This window comes from Fictibacillus terranigra, from assembly GCF_030412265.1.
In the GTDB taxonomy this organism is placed as follows: domain Bacteria; phylum Bacillota; class Bacilli; order Bacillales; family Fictibacillaceae; genus Fictibacillus_C; species Fictibacillus_C terrinigri.
The window spans coordinates 346,531-365,542 of the sequence record NZ_JAUHLN010000001.1; the positions used below are offsets into that span (position 1 = coordinate 346,531).

Annotated in this window: 21 protein-coding genes; 14 read left to right on the forward strand and 7 right to left on the reverse strand. The window is 37.8% G+C overall.

The annotated features are described in order from the left end of the window. Window positions 1-25: 25 nt before the first annotated feature. From QYF49_RS01730 to QYF49_RS01745, 4 genes are all read right to left on the reverse strand, one after another. A complete protein-coding gene (locus QYF49_RS01730) occupies window positions 26-493 on the reverse strand; it encodes a DinB family protein (RefSeq protein WP_290397910.1) in 468 nt (155 codons plus the stop codon). Between the two features lie 141 nt (window positions 494-634). Beyond that, entirely contained in the window at window positions 635-826 is a 192-nt protein-coding gene (gene tatA, locus QYF49_RS01735) for a twin-arginine translocase TatA/TatE family subunit (protein WP_290397911.1), read from the reverse strand. Between the two features lie 12 nt (window positions 827-838). Beyond that, complete coding sequence (locus QYF49_RS01740) at window positions 839-2,476, reverse strand: PhoX family protein (protein ID WP_290397912.1); 1,638 nt, start codon at window positions 2,474-2,476, stop codon at window positions 839-841. A gap of 143 nt (window positions 2,477-2,619) precedes the next feature. Continuing rightward, a complete protein-coding gene (locus QYF49_RS01745) occupies window positions 2,620-4,236 on the reverse strand; it encodes an alkaline phosphatase D family protein (protein ID WP_290397913.1) in 1,617 nt (538 codons plus the stop codon). Between the two features lie 342 nt (window positions 4,237-4,578). On the opposite strand from QYF49_RS01745, the gene QYF49_RS01750 reads away from it, so the two are divergent. Beyond that, a complete protein-coding gene (locus tag QYF49_RS01750) occupies window positions 4,579-4,701 on the forward strand; it encodes a hypothetical protein (RefSeq protein WP_290397914.1) in 123 nt (40 codons plus the stop codon). Window positions 4,702-5,080: 379 nt separating this feature from the next. Here QYF49_RS01750 and QYF49_RS01755 read toward each other — a convergent pair whose 3' ends face one another. Beyond that, window positions 5,081-5,383 (reverse strand): hypothetical protein, encoded by a 303-nt coding sequence (locus QYF49_RS01755; protein WP_290397915.1) that lies wholly within the window; start codon window positions 5,381-5,383, stop codon window positions 5,081-5,083. 390 nt (window positions 5,384-5,773) lie between these two features. Between QYF49_RS01755 and QYF49_RS01760 the strand changes: the two genes are divergently transcribed. The 12 genes from QYF49_RS01760 to QYF49_RS01815 all read left to right on the forward strand — a co-directional run bounded on the left by QYF49_RS01760 (window position 5,774) and on the right by QYF49_RS01815 (window position 16,723). Next, a complete protein-coding gene (locus QYF49_RS01760; protein ID WP_290397916.1) occupies window positions 5,774-6,487 on the forward strand; it encodes a YveK family protein in 714 nt (237 codons plus the stop codon). Window positions 6,488-6,508: 21 nt separating this feature from the next. Continuing rightward, a complete protein-coding gene (locus QYF49_RS01765; protein WP_290397917.1) occupies window positions 6,509-7,204 on the forward strand; it encodes a CpsD/CapB family tyrosine-protein kinase in 696 nt (231 codons plus the stop codon). A 159-nt stretch (window positions 7,205-7,363) separates the two neighbouring features. Next, window positions 7,364-8,131, forward strand: a complete 768-nt coding sequence (locus tag QYF49_RS01770) for a tyrosine-protein phosphatase (RefSeq protein ID WP_290397918.1) — start codon at window positions 7,364-7,366, stop codon at window positions 8,129-8,131. Window positions 8,132-8,207: 76 nt separating this feature from the next. Further along, window positions 8,208-9,101, forward strand: coding sequence for a UTP--glucose-1-phosphate uridylyltransferase GalU (gene galU / locus QYF49_RS01775; protein WP_290397919.1), 894 nt, complete (start codon window positions 8,208-8,210; stop codon window positions 9,099-9,101). A 4-nt stretch (window positions 9,102-9,105) separates the two neighbouring features. Next, complete coding sequence (locus QYF49_RS01780) at window positions 9,106-9,756, forward strand: exopolysaccharide biosynthesis polyprenyl glycosylphosphotransferase (protein WP_425589531.1); 651 nt, start codon at window positions 9,106-9,108, stop codon at window positions 9,754-9,756. Window positions 9,757-9,866: 110 nt separating this feature from the next. Then, window positions 9,867-11,225 (forward strand): O-antigen ligase family protein, encoded by a 1,359-nt coding sequence (locus QYF49_RS01785; protein ID WP_290397921.1) that lies wholly within the window; start codon window positions 9,867-9,869, stop codon window positions 11,223-11,225. A gap of 2 nt (window positions 11,226-11,227) precedes the next feature. After that, window positions 11,228-12,748: a murein biosynthesis integral membrane protein MurJ gene (murJ, locus tag QYF49_RS01790; protein WP_290397922.1), complete on the forward strand. Its 1,521-nt coding sequence runs from the start codon at window positions 11,228-11,230 to the stop codon at window positions 12,746-12,748. 27 nt (window positions 12,749-12,775) lie between these two features. Then, window positions 12,776-13,930, forward strand: coding sequence for a CDP-glycerol glycerophosphotransferase family protein (locus tag QYF49_RS01795; protein WP_290397923.1), 1,155 nt, complete (start codon window positions 12,776-12,778; stop codon window positions 13,928-13,930). Between the two features lie 17 nt (window positions 13,931-13,947). Beyond that, complete coding sequence (locus QYF49_RS01800; protein WP_290397924.1) at window positions 13,948-14,700, forward strand: glycosyltransferase family 2 protein; 753 nt, start codon at window positions 13,948-13,950, stop codon at window positions 14,698-14,700. 36 nt (window positions 14,701-14,736) lie between these two features. Next, window positions 14,737-15,765, forward strand: a complete 1,029-nt coding sequence (gene galE, locus QYF49_RS01805) for a UDP-glucose 4-epimerase GalE (protein ID WP_290397925.1) — start codon at window positions 14,737-14,739, stop codon at window positions 15,763-15,765. Between the two features lie 24 nt (window positions 15,766-15,789). Next, the gene (locus QYF49_RS01810) at window positions 15,790-16,212 is read left to right on the forward strand and encodes a VanZ family protein (RefSeq protein ID WP_290397926.1); all 423 of its coding nucleotides are present in this window, start codon (window positions 15,790-15,792) and stop codon (window positions 16,210-16,212) included. Between the two features lie 76 nt (window positions 16,213-16,288). Continuing rightward, window positions 16,289-16,723 (forward strand): YkyB family protein, encoded by a 435-nt coding sequence (locus QYF49_RS01815; protein ID WP_290397927.1) that lies wholly within the window; start codon window positions 16,289-16,291, stop codon window positions 16,721-16,723. Window positions 16,724-16,732: 9 nt separating this feature from the next. On the opposite strand, the gene QYF49_RS01820 is transcribed toward QYF49_RS01815, so the two are convergent. Both QYF49_RS01820 and QYF49_RS01825 read right to left on the reverse strand, forming a co-directional pair. Beyond that, window positions 16,733-17,521 carry a hypothetical protein gene (locus QYF49_RS01820; protein WP_290397928.1) on the reverse strand — a complete coding sequence of 263 codons (789 nt, stop codon included), beginning with the start codon at window positions 17,519-17,521 and terminating at the stop codon, window positions 16,733-16,735. 21 nt (window positions 17,522-17,542) lie between these two features. After that, window positions 17,543-18,394, reverse strand: coding sequence for a hypothetical protein (locus QYF49_RS01825; RefSeq protein WP_290397929.1), 852 nt, complete (start codon window positions 18,392-18,394; stop codon window positions 17,543-17,545). A gap of 243 nt (window positions 18,395-18,637) precedes the next feature. Between QYF49_RS01825 and QYF49_RS01830 the strand changes: the two genes are divergently transcribed. After that, window positions 18,638-19,009 (forward strand): hypothetical protein, encoded by a 372-nt coding sequence (locus tag QYF49_RS01830; RefSeq protein WP_290397930.1) that lies wholly within the window; start codon window positions 18,638-18,640, stop codon window positions 19,007-19,009. The last annotated feature ends 3 nt before the right edge of the window (window positions 19,010-19,012 follow it).

Consider the following 19,012-nt stretch of genomic DNA (forward strand, 5'->3'; position numbering starts at 1 on the left):
AAACTCCTTTTTAGGAAGTATTGCTTTAGATTAGTTTCTTGATCACATTAATTCTCTCCAGATGCATGCCCTCATGATACAGGCAGCAGCTTAAAAATTCTTCAACAGAGGAAAGATGCAGCCCCATGGAGGTCGTATAGGGCTCTGTCTTTTCTTTTAGCCTATCCTTCAATGTGGATTCAATCCGGTCGATCTGGTTTTCCAATAAACGAACGATCTCTGAAAGCTCGACCGGCATCTTTTGCCCGTTTTCAGGCTTTGTGCCAGGGCTGAACAGGGAAGGGAAGGACTCGGGCATCACCCAATCTTCTTTTTCCTTTACGAATCGAAACGCATTACGCTCGTGGATGAAATAAATGTGGCCGAGATTCCATTTGATATGGTTGTTTAAAGGAGCTGGAATGATCTCGGAACGTTCATCCTCCAGGCCGTCAACCAATTTCAGCGTGTTGGATCGGACAAAACGCAGTTGATCGAAAAGATAAGAACTCATACAGACGCCTCCTCATAAAACGATTTTTTCTTTTAGTCTACCACCAAAAGCCGGAGGACCCTAACGTTAGGACTTAAAAAAGTGCACCCCCATTGTTAGTGTGTCTAACAATGGGGGTGCACTTCATAACCGGTTTAACGATTATGCTTTATTATTTTGATTCGCCTTTTCTTCCTTCTCATCTGTACTTATTAAATCTTTGGCAGAGTTTTTAAATTCACGAAGGGTATTGCCGAACGCCCGTCCGATCTCTGGCAGTTTCGCCGGGCCAAAAATGATTAACGCGATCACCAGTATAATGATTAATCCAGGAATCCCTATATTTTGCAGCATGAAAAGCCCTCCTTAGAAATTGAATCCTGTAATGGCAACAACCGATGGACGAGGCCTATTGCCCCCGCGCACCTGCGGCCAAGTACTCGTTGGGTGCAGCTTGTCTTTTGTTTCTTCTCCCGGGTGCTGCACGGATAAGAAGAGGGTGCGTTCGTCTGGTGTAAAACATGGTCCTGTTAATTCGGCCTGTACAGGTGCGGATGCGAATTGAAACGCGACCCCTTTATCGCGGCCTGCCGTTGGAATCATGAACATGCCGTTGTTTTTAAAGCTCGTCCACACAGCCGTATTAAGCTTGTCGGACGAGATATCCGTTACAGTCCAGAGATTGGCATTGCTGTCGAAGGTCAGGTTGTCCGGTGCGCTGAATCCGCTCTGTCTTCCGCCCGCGGCAAAAATCTCAAAGTCAAACTCGGCTGCGCCATGGTCGCTGTCTTTTTCAAAGAAACGGGTAATGTGCCCGTGGATGTTTCCGTGTTTGTCATTATTGGTGTGGGCAATAAAAACCGTTTGGTCCAACGGTGAAATTTCCACATCCTCCGGCCGGTCGGTTGGAGTGGCACCTAAAAGAATGGCTGCTTCGTGGCAGTTGGCCACGACATCGCCCTGGGTCTGAAACTTCTTCAGCACATTACTTTTCCCTTTTGCTGCGTTCTGTACCGCGTCAAGGGTCAAAGGCAGCCATTTCCCGTTTTTTAAATCCGCCGCATAAAGTGTTCCTTCTTCCAGCAATTTTGAATTTTTATTACCGAGACTTTCCTTGTATTTTCCGGCACTCACAAACTTATAGACGCACGCATCCTTCTTGTCGTCTCCCATATAGACAACGACCCTGCCGTCCTTTGCGATTCCCATGGAGGCATTTTCATGGTTGAATCGCCCAAGGGCAGTGTGCTTGCGCACCTGAAATTCCGGATCGAAAGGATCGACTTCAATGACCCAACCATAATGGGCGGCATCCAATTTTGCGTCAGCGGACGTGGTTTCATAGTTTTCTTCACAAGAGAGCACGGTATTCCATAACGTTCGGCCACCCGAGCAATTGGCAAACGTTCCTTGAACCATGCTTGCACCATTTACGGAACGGCTGCCTTTCGCCGGTCCTGTCAGGGCAAACGGCGTCAATCCGGTAATCCTTCGTGCCATCACGGAATCCTGAATCATGTTCCATGACCCTTTTCTCTTATCATAGATCACTTCAATAATGGATCCTCCCTGGTTATAGAGGAGCTTTTCAATTTGAGAAGAAGTGTATGTATCGTTTACTTTTTCTCCTTCGACGTATAAAGGATTGGTGTACTCATGGTTGACCCACAAAAGTCCGTGGTTTGCGGAATCGTAAATAGGAAAATAAAGGGTGAAATCATTATTAAAACCGAACGTGTCGCCCTTTTTGTTGATCACATCTCCGTAGGAGGCGATGACATCGTATTTATAGCCTCTTGGGAGTACAAGATCATCCTTGGTTGAAGGCTCGATTGGCTGAAAATGGTAGCCGTGCTTGCGCGGCCTGGTACGCAGCAGGCTGTTGCTTTGTGCATTCGCGGTTTCGCTTAAAACTCCCAGTCCTGTAGAAGCCGCGGCGAGCGCCGTAGCCCCTGTCCCTAAATAGGTCAAGAACGTTCGTCGATTCAATGGCTTATTCTCCACTCTAACCCCTCCAATAAAAGTAATGGTTCCATTTCACCATAGCGAAAGATTGTTAAGAAAATATAGAGGAAGGATGAACAATTTATAAAGGATGAGAAAAAAAGAAACGGCTGCGTATACCGCAGCCGTTTCTTTATAAGATTTTATTGGATCGTCTCCGGCAATCGTACTTTATTGTAGGTCGATGTTCCGATTTCTTTAGCCCCTGCTTTTCCGTTCTCAACCACCCAAGAGGACATGGTAAATGGTTTTGCGTTCACATCGCTGGCAGAAGGAACGGCACGGTAATCGCTCGTCCATGCATCACGCGTTACATGACAGCGTACGTATCCGCGCAAGTCCCCATTAAAGAACTTAACGTGCGGGTTAACAGAGAGTGCTTGTTCCACCGCACCTTTCCACCCGCATCCAGAGCTGATGGAGGTCCCGACAAATTCTGTTGCCAGGATTTCAGATTGGGGCTTGTTAAAGTCACTCTTTAAATCATTTACCCAGCCCGAGTGCCAATCCCCGGCTAAAACAATCGGATTAGAAGGACGATTTTGCTGAATAAAATCCAAGATACGGGCACGCTCGCCGGCATAACCGTCCCACTGGTCATGATTGACACTTATGCCTGACCCGGTGTCATAATCGTACTGGGCCATCATCGTTTGCTGGGCGATCACATTCCAACGGGCACCCGACTTCTGAAGATTATTCAATAGCCATTTTTCTTGTGTGGAGCCCATCATTGTACGAGTTGGATTCCATGCTTCAGGGTCTTGAGGGGCGCCCGGAAAACCATCTTTTAACTGGTCATCACGGTATTGCCTTGTATCTAGAACACTGAATTCGGCCAGATCCCCAAAGTTAAAATGACGGTAAAGAATCATGTCGGAGCCATGTGGTTTCGCCCGAAGCCTCAATGGCAAATGCTCATAATAGGCTTGAAACGCAGCAGCACGAATGGCAGGAAAATGCTCATTCGATGCTTCACCATCCGGCTGTGAAACTTGATTGGCCCAGTTATTTTCCACTTCATGATCATCAAATGTACAGATAAAAGGGAACTTGGCGTGAGCAGCCTGCAAATCGGGCGAGCTCTTATAAAGAGCATGCAGATTTCGGAAATCGGCCAACGTTTCAGTGTCTTTCTTTTCATAGATATAATCCCCAAGATGCATGACAAAATCCAGGTCTTGCTGTGCCATATCCTTGTATGCTGCATAGCGCCCTCCAGCCCATGACTGGCAGGAAGCAAAGGCAAATGATAGACGGTTTAATCGAGAGCCTGTTACCGGCGCCGTTTTTGTTCTTCCTACGGGACTTACCTCATTTCCAGATTGAAACCGATAATAATATTCTCTTCCCGGTTTCAAGCCGAACACTTCTGCATGTACAGAATGCGCAAGTTCAGGCATGGCTACTTCCTTTCCATGCCGTACAACTTTATTAAACTTCTCGTCCTCGGCAATCTCCCAATTGACGATAATATTACGATCCTTCATCCCTCCCAATCCGTCTGGGGACGCAGGATTTGGAGCTAATCGTGTCCATAAAACAACACTGTCCGGCAGCGGGTCACCCGATGCAACGCCAAGAGTAAATGGATAGCTGTCAAATGTAAAGGCAGCCTCCACACCCTTGTTTCCCAATGAAACGGGGACAGCTAGCCCGAGTGTTGTCGCGAGCGCTGCTTTACCAGATGACCCCAAAAACGTCCGTCGGTTTAATTTTTTCGAGCTTAAATCCTTCAGCCATTCCTCATAACCCATCATTTACCACTCCCAGATTAGTAATTTACGATTTACACAATCGTCAGAATAGCATGGGCCCGTTAAAAAATGGTGAGATTTACGAAAAACATAAAATAAGCTTACATACCACATGAAAATTTTAGAAAAGAGGGAAAATAGAGATGGACATCCTCAGCCGCCCTAACTAGATTCCAGACCGGAATGAATAGGAAATATGTATCGGGAAATAGGTGCGTTTTCATGTCGAATTTTCAAGGTTCACTGCCGATATTTCCCGGGAAAAATACTAAAGATTTGTCGTTACACGTCGATAAAAGGTATGAGGATCGATGAATTTTGAAAAAATGAACAGGAGAAAAAGAGATGGCAGACGAAATCGGATTTTTTAAAGGATGCATGTGGGGATTAGGGTTATCACTCCCATTATGGGCTTTAATCATCATGGTCGCGATATTCATTAATCATGCAGTGAACACACATCATTAACGAATCATAGAGTTTTGGTAAAAAATTTATATCGTCACCCGATATATACATTATCAGCATTGATGTAAGGTATGATCGATATCAAGCGTTGCATCATTTCAAACGGTGAGAAAGAAGCAGCAGGCTCGGGGTCGGTCTCTGCCATATGCATTACAAAAGGTGGGCGAGGCACGGAAGTCCGGCAATCACAAAAGTAATAAAGGAATGGCAGTTGGAAGGCCGCGAAATCCCTTACTTTAGTAAGGGATGCTGTGAACGGCATTACCGGCGAATGCGCAGGCGGATTTTAAAGCAAACCGCACAATGAATAAAAAAGAAGGTGCGGCCAGGCACCCTCTCTACATCGATCGTATGATGTAAGTTAGTAGATGGAATGATATTATTTCCACTTCTTTAATTTCATTTTTAATAGATCTCTAATTTCTTCTGTTTCTGCATCGCTGAGACTTTCAAATTGACCTTGATATTTTGCGATAAAAAAGGTGCTCTTTGGAACCTTTTTGTTATACGTAAGGTCATAGCCTTCTTCAATGCTGCATATGAGTTTGTATTGCTGCCGATGAAACGTTAATATGTCCGCGGGACCGCCCACGATTTCCTCAAACTTTTTAGAAGTATTGGGGATTTCCGTGATGTGCGGTCTTTTCTTTGGCAATACCATGACCACTTGTATGTCTGACATGATCTCCCTCCAATTGACCTGATTTGTAGTGACAGAATGTTCAATCAATTAAACCATATTCCCTATAAAAAGGAAATATATTCTCTGAAATCAGACAAAAAGTTACAGCTGCTAAACTTTTAGGTTAAAAACACATGATCATTTACAAAGATTTTCTGGAATAACAATCCACAAAAGAGATGTTGCAAGATTATAAAGTGGATATCAAATGTAAATCATACCTAAATAGGTAATAAATGACTTTTAAAGTTATATCAACAAAATATTAAAGGGTAAAAAATTTACACAAAAAGTGATTTTGTGTCTTTTAATTCCAAATTCCTATGCTATAATGAATCGTATGTGAATTTTTTACAAAAATGAAAAAGTGAATAACTCATGGAGGGTGTTATGGAAGAAACGATAAATTTAAAAGAGATTTACCAAACGATTAGGAAACGTTTGCTCATTATTGCGCTGATCACTATTGCAGCAGTAGCCATAAGCGGTATAGTTTCTTATTTCGTATTAACCCCAATCTACCAATCTTCCACTCAGATTCTCGTAAACCAGGAAAGAAAAAAAGATGTCCCGGATTACAATCAAGTTCAAACCAATGTTCAGATGGTCAATACGTACAGCGTCATTATTAAAAGTCCCGCCATTCTTTCTAAAGTCATCAATAACCTCAATTTAAATACAACAGTTGAAGAACTAACGAACAAGCTTACGATTAACAGTGAACAGGAATCCCAAGTATTTAACGTAACGGTTCAGGATCCCGATCCTGCCATGGCAGTTAAGATTGCCAACAACATCGCAACAACCTTCAAGGACGAAATTCCTTCCATCATGAAGATCGACAACGTGAGTATTTTGTCTAAAGCAGAACTAAAAGAAAACCCGTCTCCAGTAAAACCGAATCCGATGATGAACATGGCGATCGCCTTGGTGATTGGATTGATGGCAGGTGCAGGCCTGGCCTTCCTGCTGGAATACCTTGATAACACGTTAAAAACAGAACAGGATATTGAAAACTTCCTGGAGCTGCCTGTACTTGGAGCGATACCAAAAATGACCGCAAACGATGAAAAAGATGCTCCCTATCGAAGCCGAGCCGTATAAATATTGTAGGAGGAACGACCATTGAGCCGTAAATTGCGCAAAACCATCAGCAATCTTACACAGTTAATTACACACAATAACCCGAAGTCTCCGATCTCGGAGCAGTACCGAACGATCCGAACGAACATTCAATTTTCATCCATTGATACAGAATATACAACATTAATGGTAACGTCTCCCGGACCTGGAGAAGGGAAATCAACAACGGTTGCCAACCTGGCTGTAGTACTTGCTCAGCAAGGAAAAAGTGTATTGCTTATTGACGGAGATTTAAGAAAACCGACCGTCCATTATACCTTTAAAGTAAGTAATATCCAGGGGCTCACGAACGTACTGACACGACAGGCGGCATTAGAGGATGCGGTTCAACAAACGAACGTCGATGATCTCTATGTACTGCCAAGCGGGCCGATTCCTCCCAATCCATCAGAACTTTTAAATTCAAAAGCCATGGAAATGCTGGTGGAGGATGCAAACAAAAAGTATGATTACGTTCTTTTTGACTCACCGCCAGTTTTGGCAGTGACCGATGCACAAGTATTATCCAATCGCTGTGACGGAGTCGTATTGGTAACGAGCAGCGGAAAGACAGGAAGAGAAGAAGCATTGAAGGCGAAGGAACTGCTGGAGAATGCAAATGCGAAGATTTTAGGTGTCGTATTGAACGGAAAAGAAACGAAAGAGAACAGTTATTTCTACTATTACGGCAATAAGTAACAATAAGATTAAAAATTTACGGTTTTCGACAAAATAAGCCCCTTGCTAGAAGGGATAATTATGCTACTATAAAAAAGTAATTTAGTTTGATGGTAAAAAGAACCAAAAAAATGCGAAATTGGTTCTTTCACCTTTTTTTATGAAAGGGATGTGGGTACTTTGATTGATGTCCATAGTCACGTATTGCCGGCTTTAGACGACGGAGCAGTAGATTTATCTGCAAGTCTCGACATGGCTAAACAGGCCGTCGAAGACGGGATTACCACGTTATTTGCAACACCCCATCACCGCAACGGTAAATATGAGAATAGCAAACAGGACATTCTGCTCGAAACCGAACGCCTAAACGAAGCCCTGATCATCCATCAAATTCCTCTAACTATTCTCCCGGGGCAGGAAATTCGAGTGTATTCTGAATTTCTCGAGGATCTCGCTAATGATCAATTGCTGACATTAAACAACCTTGGGAAGTACATATTGATCGAGCTCCCATCCAATGCCGTACCCGAATACACCAGCCAAATCGTTTATGAGTGCAAGCTGCAGGATATCACGCCCATTATCGTTCACCCGGAACGCAACAGTGAACTGATGGAAAATCCACAACTGTTATATGAACTTGTCGCAGAGGGTGCATTAACTCAACTCACCGCCTCTAGTATTATCGGCAGGTTCGGAAAGAATATTAAGTCCTTCTCTCAAAAAATAATAGAAAATCACTTAACACACTTTATAGCATCCGATGCCCATAATATTTCGTCCCGCGGGTTCCATTTATGGGAGGCGTACGATGAAATAAGCAAAAAGTATGGCCATCAAATGACGTATGACCTGCAAGAAAACGCAGAGCTGATACTAAATAATCAGAACATTTATATAGAAGAACCAAGACCAATAAAGAAGAAAAAGCTGCTTGGTATTTTCTAAAGAAAAGAAATTCTTAGTATTTTTTGACGGAAATACTTTGTATTTAAAAATAATAGTTGATTAGGGGACGATAGGGATGAAAAAAGTACGAAAAGCAATCATTCCGGCAGCGGGATTAGGGACCCGTTTCTTGCCGGCAACGAAAGCGATGCCAAAAGAAATGCTGCCGATCGTGGACAAGCCGACGATTCAATACATCGTAGAAGAAGCGATTGAATCCGGAATTGAAGACATTATCATCGTAACCGGTAAAGGAAAGCGTGCCATCGAAGACCACTTCGACCATGCTTTTGAACTGGAACAGAATCTTTTTGAAAAAGGCAAAATCGATTTACTTCAAAAAGTGCAGCAATCTTCCAAAATGGCAGACATTCATTACATCCGCCAAAAGGAACCAAAAGGTCTTGGACATGCGGTATGGTGCGCACGCAAATTCATCGGAGACGAGCCGTTCGCTGTATTGCTTGGTGATGATATTGTGCAAGCAGACAAACCTTGCTTAAAGCAGCTGATTGAGCAATATGAAAACACCGGATCGTCTGTGATCGGGGTACAAACCGTACCTGAAGATCAAACAAGCCGCTACGGCATTGTGGATCCAACTTCTCAAAACGGAAGATTATATGGGGTTCAGAACTTTGTGGAAAAACCAGCATTAGGTGAAGCGCCTTCCAACCTGGCAATCATGGGTCGTTATGTCCTGTCTCCAGAAATCTTTCACTATCTTGACAAGCAGGAAAAAGGATCTGGCGGTGAGATTCAACTGACTGATGCGATTCAGAAGCTAAATACCTTCCAACGAGTGTTTGCATATGACTTTGAGGGTACCAGATATGACGTTGGGGAAAAACTGGGGTATATTACAACGACAATTGAATTCGCACTTACTAATTATGATATAAGAGATCAACTTTTAGAGTTTTTAACTAATTTGACTTTTGATAATAAAGAAATGGTTGAAAAAGGGTGATTATATGGAAGCTAGAGAACTGCATCAATTTGTTAATCAAGATGTTATTAATAGGGATTTTAATACTACCAATGTCCGAATATATTTGTTCTTAAGGGGCTTAATAGATTTTGTTCTTGCTTTGTTTGCACTTATATTAATTTCACCTATCATAATTTTATTTAGTGTAGTAATAGTCTTGGAATCTAAGGGGTCAGCTTTTTTTTACCAAGAAAGAGTTGGGTTAAATGGTAAGAAATTTAATATTATAAAGTTAAGATCTATGGGCATTGATGCAGAAAAAAGTGGTGCCCAATGGGCAACAAAGAATGATCCCAGAGTTACTCGTATAGGCTCTTTTATACGAAAAACTAGAATCGACGAGTTACCTCAACTAATAAATATTTTAAAAGGAGATATGAGTTTAATTGGTCCACGACCGGAGAGACCAATTTTTAATGATAGATTTTCTAAAGAAATACCTGGTTTTTCAAATAGATTAGTTATTAAGCCCGGAATCACAGGTTGGGCACAGGTAAATGGTGGTTATGAAATAACAGCTTCGGAAAAATTGAAGTTAGATTTACAATATATAAATAACTTAGGAATTATTATTGATTTGAAAATCATTTTTAAGACTATAAGAGTTGTTTTAACTGGAGACGGGGCTAGATAGACTAATAATTCACTAGTATATCCATATTTTATCAGACCAATATTAGTAAAATATTAAGATGATTTTAAAATAATGTAAATTGCAGGGTTCGAACAACGGGGGTAACGCATATGTACCTTAATATCAATAGACAAAATTTAAATTATATAGTGGCGATGCTATTGAGTGTAACAATTGGTTTTTGCTCAACTGATATATACTTTTCGATTTTGTTTTTTTTATTAATAGCTTTGTTGGTGGCTCTAAAGGTATATCTTATCAATCCTTTTTTTATAATAGGATTGATAATGCCCATTGAAGTTATAGGGCCTCTTCCGCAAGCTATTTTTAAGTTTTTAAAGATTTTTCTTTTAATAATATTAGGATTGCTAATTTATCTTAATTATTATAAAAAAATGACTATTGATTTGAAGCAAAAGTCGAATTTCTCGCCTTTTGTTTTCCTCTTTATTTTATTTTCTATTATTAGTTCTTTAATGAGTCCGGATATCTTACTTAGCTTATCAAAGGTGTTTCAATATTTAATTGTATTTTTTGTATATCTACTTATGAGTAAAACTAACTTAGAAAAAAAAGAACAAAAAAAAGTAATCGATTATTTCATAACTGGTGCAGTTTTTTCTTGTTTAATAGGAATTTGTCAATATGCCTTTAATGTGAGTTGGTTATGGCCTGATGCTGTTATACAATCAACAACGGGTACAAGCAGAATCACCGCCTTTTTTAATAATACTAATGGATTTGCTGGTTATTTAAGCTTAATTTTCCCTATTTTAATAATTAGAGTTTTTATTAGTTCACAAGAATATAATCTGAAAACAAAATTTTTTAATATCATAGTATTGCTATTAATGTTAATTGCTATTTTTTTGAGTAAGTCAAGTGGAGCGTTAATAAGTGTATTTATTTCAACTATTGTTATAATTCTTTCCCGAACAATCTCTTTCCGAAGAGCTTTGATTATAAGTACACCTGGATTTATTTTATTATTAATACTCTTGACTAATATCTTCAATAATTCTATTTTTCATATAGTTAAATCAATCTTAATTAGCCAAAATAGACTTTTTTTGTGGGAAGCCACTATAAAGATTATAAGAGATCATCCATGGTTTGGAATAGGGTTCTATAATTTTTATAATACCCTTAATAGTTATGGCGTTTACTCTCAATGGGGACAAGAATGGCCTCATCCTCATAATGTTTTTTTGGATATTATCGTCTGTATAGGGCTTAGTGGTTTAGTCGTTTTAATTTTGATAATATACAAAGTTATTAAGGGATTATTACAAATAGATAAAAATAAAAATATCTTTAGCTTAGGAGTTTATAGTGCCCTAATAGGTGGTTTATTTCATGATTTAGTAGATAGCGGATACTTTATAGGAACAAGTTCGGTTGCTACAACCCTATGGATCCTTTTGGGATTAATAGAAAATACAGAAAGAAGAAATGGCTCAGGTGTATAAATATGAACTTTAAGATGTTTTCTACTTCAGGAGTTATACTAATTATAGCGATATTCAGTTCAATATTAGGATTACTAAGAGAAACGCTACTTGCAGCTTACTTTGGAATTTCTTCTAGTTTAGAAGCATTTTTAATAGCTTCAGTGATTCCTTTGACAATCCTTCCAGCTGTTGGAAAATCAATAACTACTGCTTTCTTGCCAATTTTTTTAAAGTTAAAAAAAGATTCAAAAGATAAAGCACCTTTATTCTATAAAAATGTACAAATATGTATAACGATTGTTAGTTTAATATGCATTTTGTTGTTGTTAATTGTAACGCCGATTTATGTAGGATTCATTGGAATAGATGAGAATATAAGAGGAAAAACCATTATTCTAACATGTATACTATTACCAACTATTTTATTTTTGAACTTATTTGCCTTAGATAGAGGTTTATTTCAAGCAAACAATAAATATATTTTATCTTCATGGGTGGGTGTAATTCAAAATGTTACTTTTATTACCTTTATTTTTATAGCTGGGTATTTTCTTAATATAATTTATCTAGGCATTGGTTTATTAGTCTCCAGTTTTCTTCAATACATTTTTATGAAAAGGGATAGTTTAACTAAACAATCATTTAAAAAACATAAAAAATTAAAAATTAACTATGATCTATCTTTTAAACTGTTTGTATCATTATTCATTGGTTCACTGGTTACAAGTTTAGCTCCACAAGTACCACTTATATTAACACGTTTTTTTATTAATAAATTTGATAATGGTGGATTACCTAGCTTAATCTACTCTTTTACTATCTATACTCTTCCTGTACTCCTGCTGAATATGTCTGTTTTAACCATTTTATATACAAAATTCAACGAAGATTATATTGGAAAGAAAAAAGAAAACTTAGTGAAAAACCTTCTTGATGGCCTTAATTTACTAGTGATTTTAATAATACCCCTGTCAATTTTCTTTTATTTGTACAGTAAGGAAATTATCGCGTTAATTTTTGAAAGAGGAGCATTTGATGTAAACGCTACTAATTTAACAGCTCAATCATTAAAAATTCTCATGATTTGTCTACTTCCTACAGTGCTACGAGAATTATTATTTAAATTTTGTTTTGCTGTAGGTAAAACAAAAGCTGCCTTTAATAGTAGTATCATTATGATTATTAGTAGTGTCATTTTATGCTTTGTGTTAGTTCCTATATATAAGCAAAACGGAATTTCTTATGCAATTTTAGCCTCTAACTTTATAGTTGTATTTAATATTTTATATAAAATTAAAGAATATATTTCTACGAAATTCACAAAATATTTTATTTTGAATTTGATTGTTATTTTATTAATTTCTCTAATAATAGGGTTGTTTTCTAAAAAAATTTATAGCTTTTTTAATAATGCATTTTCTTCCCCTATCATTTCATTATTAATAACTGGTGTGAGTTGTGGCGTCATCTATTTAATTATTATTCTATTGTATAAATTTAAAGAACTGAAAAACTTTAGTAAAGGCAAAGCAGCAGCATAATTAAAAAGGAGGAAGTACAGAGTAGGTATGTTAGAAAAAATAAAATTATTGTTTAAAAGTATCCCTGCAATTATGTTAAGCCGATTTAAACAAGTTGATAATCAAAAAATTATTTTTTCATCTTCAAATAATACAGATTTTGATTACAATTCAAAATATTTGTTTGAATATTTTATAAATCATAAAAATAACTATGACTGTAAATTTGTTATAAATGATGAAGAAAAAAGACAGAGATTAAATAAAGAGATCGGTAACTATTTTATAGAAACAAAATCCTTTAAAGGAATGATGGATGTTTTACAATCTGGTTGTTGGATCACATCCGCTGGGTTGCCTATGTACTTTCCTTTTATCGGTAAAAGAAGAAAGATAATAAATTTGTGGCATGGCGTACCATTAAAAAAAGTATGTCTATTAGAAAATAATAAACCTCTAATAAATAAATTATTTTTTAAACTTATTTTTTCTATGAATTATACTAGTGTGGTAACTACTTCACGGCAATTAATACCACTAATGGCTAAGAGCATGGGAGTAAAAGAGAAAAGGGTATTAGTGCTAGGTCAACCGAGAAATGATTTAATTATGATACCTAAAAGCAAAGAAATCCTTAATTCCTATTTTAGCTCTCTTCCTTCATTTACAAATGTTATTTTATATGCTCCTACATGGCGAGATAAAGGTAGTACTAAGTATTTTCCTTTTGAAGATTTTGATGCTAATAAGATTAATGATTTTCTTGAAACTAAACAACTACTCTTACTTATAAGAGGGCACAAAGCCTCTTCTTCTAATTTTTTTAAAGAAACATCAAGGATTAAATTTTTAAATAACGATAAGGTCGAAGACATTATGGAAATTTTAAATATCTTTGATTTGCTTATTACCGATTATTCGGGAATGTATATTGATTATTTATTATTAAAAAGACCAATCTTATTCTTGCCCTACGATTTAGAGGAATATTCTACTTTAAGAGGATTTAACTTTGATTATGAAATGTTTGCACCTGGACCGAAACCATTAAATCAAAAAGATTTTTTGATTGAATTAGAAAGTCTAATTGAGAACGAAAACTACTATAGAGATGAGAGAGAAAAAGTAAACATGTATTTTAATGAAGTAGTAGAAGGAAATTGTAAAAGGAATTTTCAATATATTAATACATTATTAAATTAAAGGAGTTGAGTTTTAATATGTACTTACCCAAAGTATCTATAGTTACCCCTTGTTTTAATGCTTCAGAGTTTATTGAAGAAACAATTAAATCAGTGCAGAGTCAAACATATAACAACTGGGAGTTAATAATTGTTGACGATAATTCATCAGATAATAGCACTATATTAATAAATAATCTAAAAAAAACAGATAATAGAATAAAACTAATTGAACTAAACAATAATGTTGGTCCTGCAAAGGCTAGGAATATAGCTATGGAAAATGCAGAAGGAAAATACATTGCTTTTTTAGATAGTGACGATCTTTGGCTGCCGTCTAAGTTAGAAAGACAAATTGAAATAATGGAAAAACATGATTTGATCCTGACTTTTAGTAATTATCGGATAATCGAAGAAAACGGTGAATTAACTAGCAAAGTAATAAAAGTACCTGAAAAAATTAATTATGCACAACTGTTAGGTAATACAATTATTGGTTGTTTAACAGTTGTGTTTAATAGAGAAAAAACAGGTGATGTAAGAATGCCTGAGTTTAGGGATTGTCCAGAAGATTCAGCGTTGTGGTTATCAATATTAAGATCTGGTAGTGAAGCAGTGGGGATACAAGAAGAGCTAGCACTTTATAGGAAAACTAAAGGGTCCCTTTCAAGAAATAAGATTAAAGCAGCAAGAAAAACTTGGAATATGTATAGAAAGCTAGAAAAATTAAATGTTATTAAGTCTTCTTTTTGTTTTTTGAACTATTCTTATAATGCTATGAAAAAGTTATAAAACTATTTATGTGAAAAAATTAACTTGGAGGATATCATGATGATTTTAGTAACAGGAGGAGCTGGATACATCGGAAGTCATACATGTGTTCAGCTTCTAAATGAAGGATATGATATTGTAGTTCTAGATAATTTATCTAACAGCCAAGTGGAGTCTTTGAATCGAGTCAAAGAGATAACACACAAATCGTTTGCTTTTGAGGAAGTTGACTTATTAGATAAGCTAGAGATGGAACGAGTATTTCAACAATATTCTATCGAAGCTGTCATTCACTTTGCAGGGTTAAAAGCGGTCGGTGAATCAGTTGCTCAACCACTACATTACTATATAAATAATGTGACAGGGACTCTTGTTCTTTCTGAGATAATGAAGAAATTTAATGTGAAGAAGATGGTTTTTAGTTCATCTGCAACAGTCTATGGTTTAACCAACCAAGTGCCTATTGCAGAAGATACAAAGCTTGGGGCAACTAATCCTTATGGTCGTACTAAACTTATGATTGAGGAGATTCTTCGTGACCTACAGGCAGCAGATTCTGAGTGGAGCATATCTTTGCTGCGTTACTTCAATCCAGTCGGTGCTCATGAGAGCGGCCTTATCGGAGAGGATCCCAACGGAGTTCCCAATAACTTAACTCCTTATATCACACAAGTGGCAGTTGGTAAGCTAAATGAACTACAAATTTTCGGTAATGACTATGACACTATAGATGGCACAGGTGTCAGAGACTATATCCATGTAGTTGATTTAGCTAAGGGCCATTTGAAAGCTTTAGATAAAGTTTTGAATAGTACTGGAATTGAAGCCTATAATTTGGGAACCGGGAATGGTTATAGTGTTCTTGAAGTTCTTAGAGCTTTTGAAAAAGCTACAGGGAAAGTTATCCCGTATAAAATAGTTGATCGTAGATCTGGGGATGTTGCTGTGAGTTATGCTGATCCGACAAAAGCAAGAAATGATCTTGGTTGGAAAGCAGAGAAGGGAATCGACGAAATGTGTGCCGATGCATGGAATTGGCAGAAGAAAAATGTGAATGGGTATAAAACAGAAGAGCTTATGAAGTAGAGCTAATATGGATATAAATGAAATATGAAAACATTTAAATTTCTTATCGTTGTTGCCTGGACCCTTTTCCTTGGTATTCATACCTTTACGGACAATCTTGAGGCACTGTTAGGAAGCCACATTATTGAATTTAGACTGACATCACCTGACTTCTCTCACTTCTTCAGTTTCTCGGACATTACCCTGATCCATCCTAACTTTATTCTTATTAAAACCGGACACTTTTTAGGTTTTGCCATCCTTGATCTTTTGCTTTTTGCCTGGTTAGAAAAGCATGGACGAGCTGTGGTTCTGTCCTTTGGATTTGCTGTATTTACCGAAGTAATGCAGCTGTATTTTGGACGGGATGGCCGTTTGTATGATGTAATTATTGATACGATGGGAATTATTTCGGTGTATGTGCTGCTGAGGCAATTTAAAGCGAGAGGTCACGAGCCATCGATGTAATGAATGTAAGCCAAAAAAGGAGAAGCATCGATTCCCTAGAATGGATGCTTTTTCAAGTATCTAAGGGGGACACATATTGAAAACGGAAATCAAAGTCATAGCTTCAGCGATTCATATTATAAACCAACATGCGAAGAATGCACCTTCACTCTACTCCATTAAGCAGAGGGCAATTCAGCAATTGCTGAAAGAGGGCCGTGCTCACAAATTAGGTCTACATTATTCCCCGAACCCGGGAAAGGCGTGGCGGCAATTGGATGTGCTAATCAGAGTTGATGATTTTTTATTTCATCTCCCCTCCACGAAAGAAGACCGGAAAACATTAGAGGTGATAGAATCTAATCCTAATCATCGTAATCCCAAAGTAAGTATGTCTTTAAATGGTGCCAAGCAAATTCTAAAGATTTTTTATCCACAGCCAAAGCCTCCTGTTGTTCATAAGCACCCTACTCCAAAGCAATATACTCCTTATATTGGGTTGTCCACCTATCTGAATGGTAAAAAGAGATAATTAAGTTTGTCATTTAACATGAGTACTTACTTTTAAGTTACCCGGGAGATCCTTATTTACTACAAATGGATTCGTAAAGTAACGCTGCTCAATATCTCGCCAATGCACATTCTTGACATGGTCCATATAGTTAACAATTTCCCAGAAGATGTTCTCAGCATCAGGGTGAAAGCAGTTAAAGGTATTTCCTTGTTTCATGTGATAATCAATAAAGGTAGAAACGTCTTTTTGAGTTAACCTTACTGTATTCTTAGAGGCGAGTGAAAAAAGAAAATGTTTATTTTCCGCGCTTAATGGGGAGTTTTTAATGTAGTTGAATAACGGTTGTTCGCCTAATGAGTTGGCAAACTTTTCATTTCTACCCAGGGAGGGATGTAATATAAATTTTTCCAGGTCTGCCTGGTCCACCTTTAGTCTATGAGATAAGGAAGAGATGTCCCAGTTGGAATCGGCTAGAATGCATTTTATATAGAAGTTTTTCAAACTCCAATATCGGCATCCTTCTACGAACAAGTTATTAAGCGTTCGAATATAACGATCTATCTTGTCATTGTTTTCGTAGGTTGATACGTTGCATAGAAATACCCCGTTAGCCTCCATATATAAGCAGCTAAAAAAGTATTCAAAATTCCCCACTACATAGTAGCAGTCACTCATTTTTTCTAATTTAATCAGAGGGCCGGTAACTCCATTAGTCATTAACCTGTATTTTTTTACCATGGTGGCTTTAGAAGGGAAAATTTTAAAATCATAAGCAATGTCGTTTAACTTTACTTCTTCTATTCGAATAATTGCCATGACTCACCCCCAACAGTATTTTTATAATGCGGATTCATCTGCATTGAGCCAATCATACGTGTGAACCTCAGCATACCGCTCTCTTCTGCGCTCAACGGTTAAAATCCCATAGAGAACACCATAGAAGTATTGGGAGAACGTTGATTTAATCTTTCGCAGTTTGTATTGGTAAACCGTGATCTTAAAAGCCTGAATCACATCTGGAACCAATAACTCCAGCGGCCGTTCCATCTGCAATTTTTTATAAGCAATTCGCGCCTTCTGCCAAAGTGAACAAATTTCTGCAGCGGTTGTGAAGAAGGGTTTGACCGCAGAAATAAAATCCATGGGTATGTAGTCAGGAAGATATGAATAATCCAATGTTGGAGAAAACGCGGGTTGCTTACGTAGGGTTTTGGTTGTTAATTTCTTTATTTCTTTTGTTTCTAGGTTTTTAGTTTCCGATACTGAAATGTCGGGATTTTTCACAGTGCTGCTAGGTGTTTGGGGACTTTGCCGGCCCGTCAATTTTTGCGGAAGCGGTCTGTCAAAACGATGGAATACAAAAATGTTGTGGGCATAACCGCCCTTGTTCCGGATGGTGTGATGGATGGAAAGGACTCCAAACTTTCTTGCTTTGCGCAGCATGCGTTCAACCGTGGAACGGGAAATGCCGCCTTTTTCATGACACGCAGAAACTAGCGTACCAATTCTTGCATTGCATACGCCAATGACTTTGACACTATATCGTGTGAGCTGGTGAAAGGCGATCAACTCCCCCTTCGTAAACTTCTCCCCATGTACCTTCAAAAAGTGTTTGTTTGATTCATTGAACTCTTTTACCGTTTGGAACTCACTCAGCTCTTTAAAATTTGTAATCTTTCCAGGCAACATTGCGCTCTTCCTCTCTAAAAAGATATTCACTCTTTAAATAGAGAAAAAGAGGGAAAAGGGGGCATCACTTTGTATATTTTTTTATAAGAGCGTCTATAGGTGTCAAAAGCCCTAGGTAACTACATAAAGGTTGGTAAAAAGGATAGAGTTAAAGGTTTAACAAAATAAGGTAAAATATGATGGTGACTAACTATATAGGGATTTGTACGGTAAAGAGCTAAGGACGAAAGGAGGATGATCGGTATGCTGGGGTTTATGGATGGTGTCCGTGTACAAAGGCAGATTGAAACGATTAATCAGGATATACAACAGATTAAAGAGGTTCAGCAAGGCCTTCTTACCTTGCAAAAAGAGACAAATACGCTGTCTCAGAATATTGCTCGTGATGTGACTCAGGAAACGCGGGAAGACACCTGGAAGGGAAAGAAGCAGCAGGAATATAAGGACATGTATGAGTCACTGGATAAGACCCTTTCAAGCTTTAAGGGTGACATCGGACAGCAGGTCTATTACATAGATTACTGGATTTCTTATTTGGAGGGCGAACGTTCCAAGTTAATGGTGTCCCTTCGCGAAATTAAAGAAGCACTGAAGAAGCAGGAATCAACCAAATAAGGC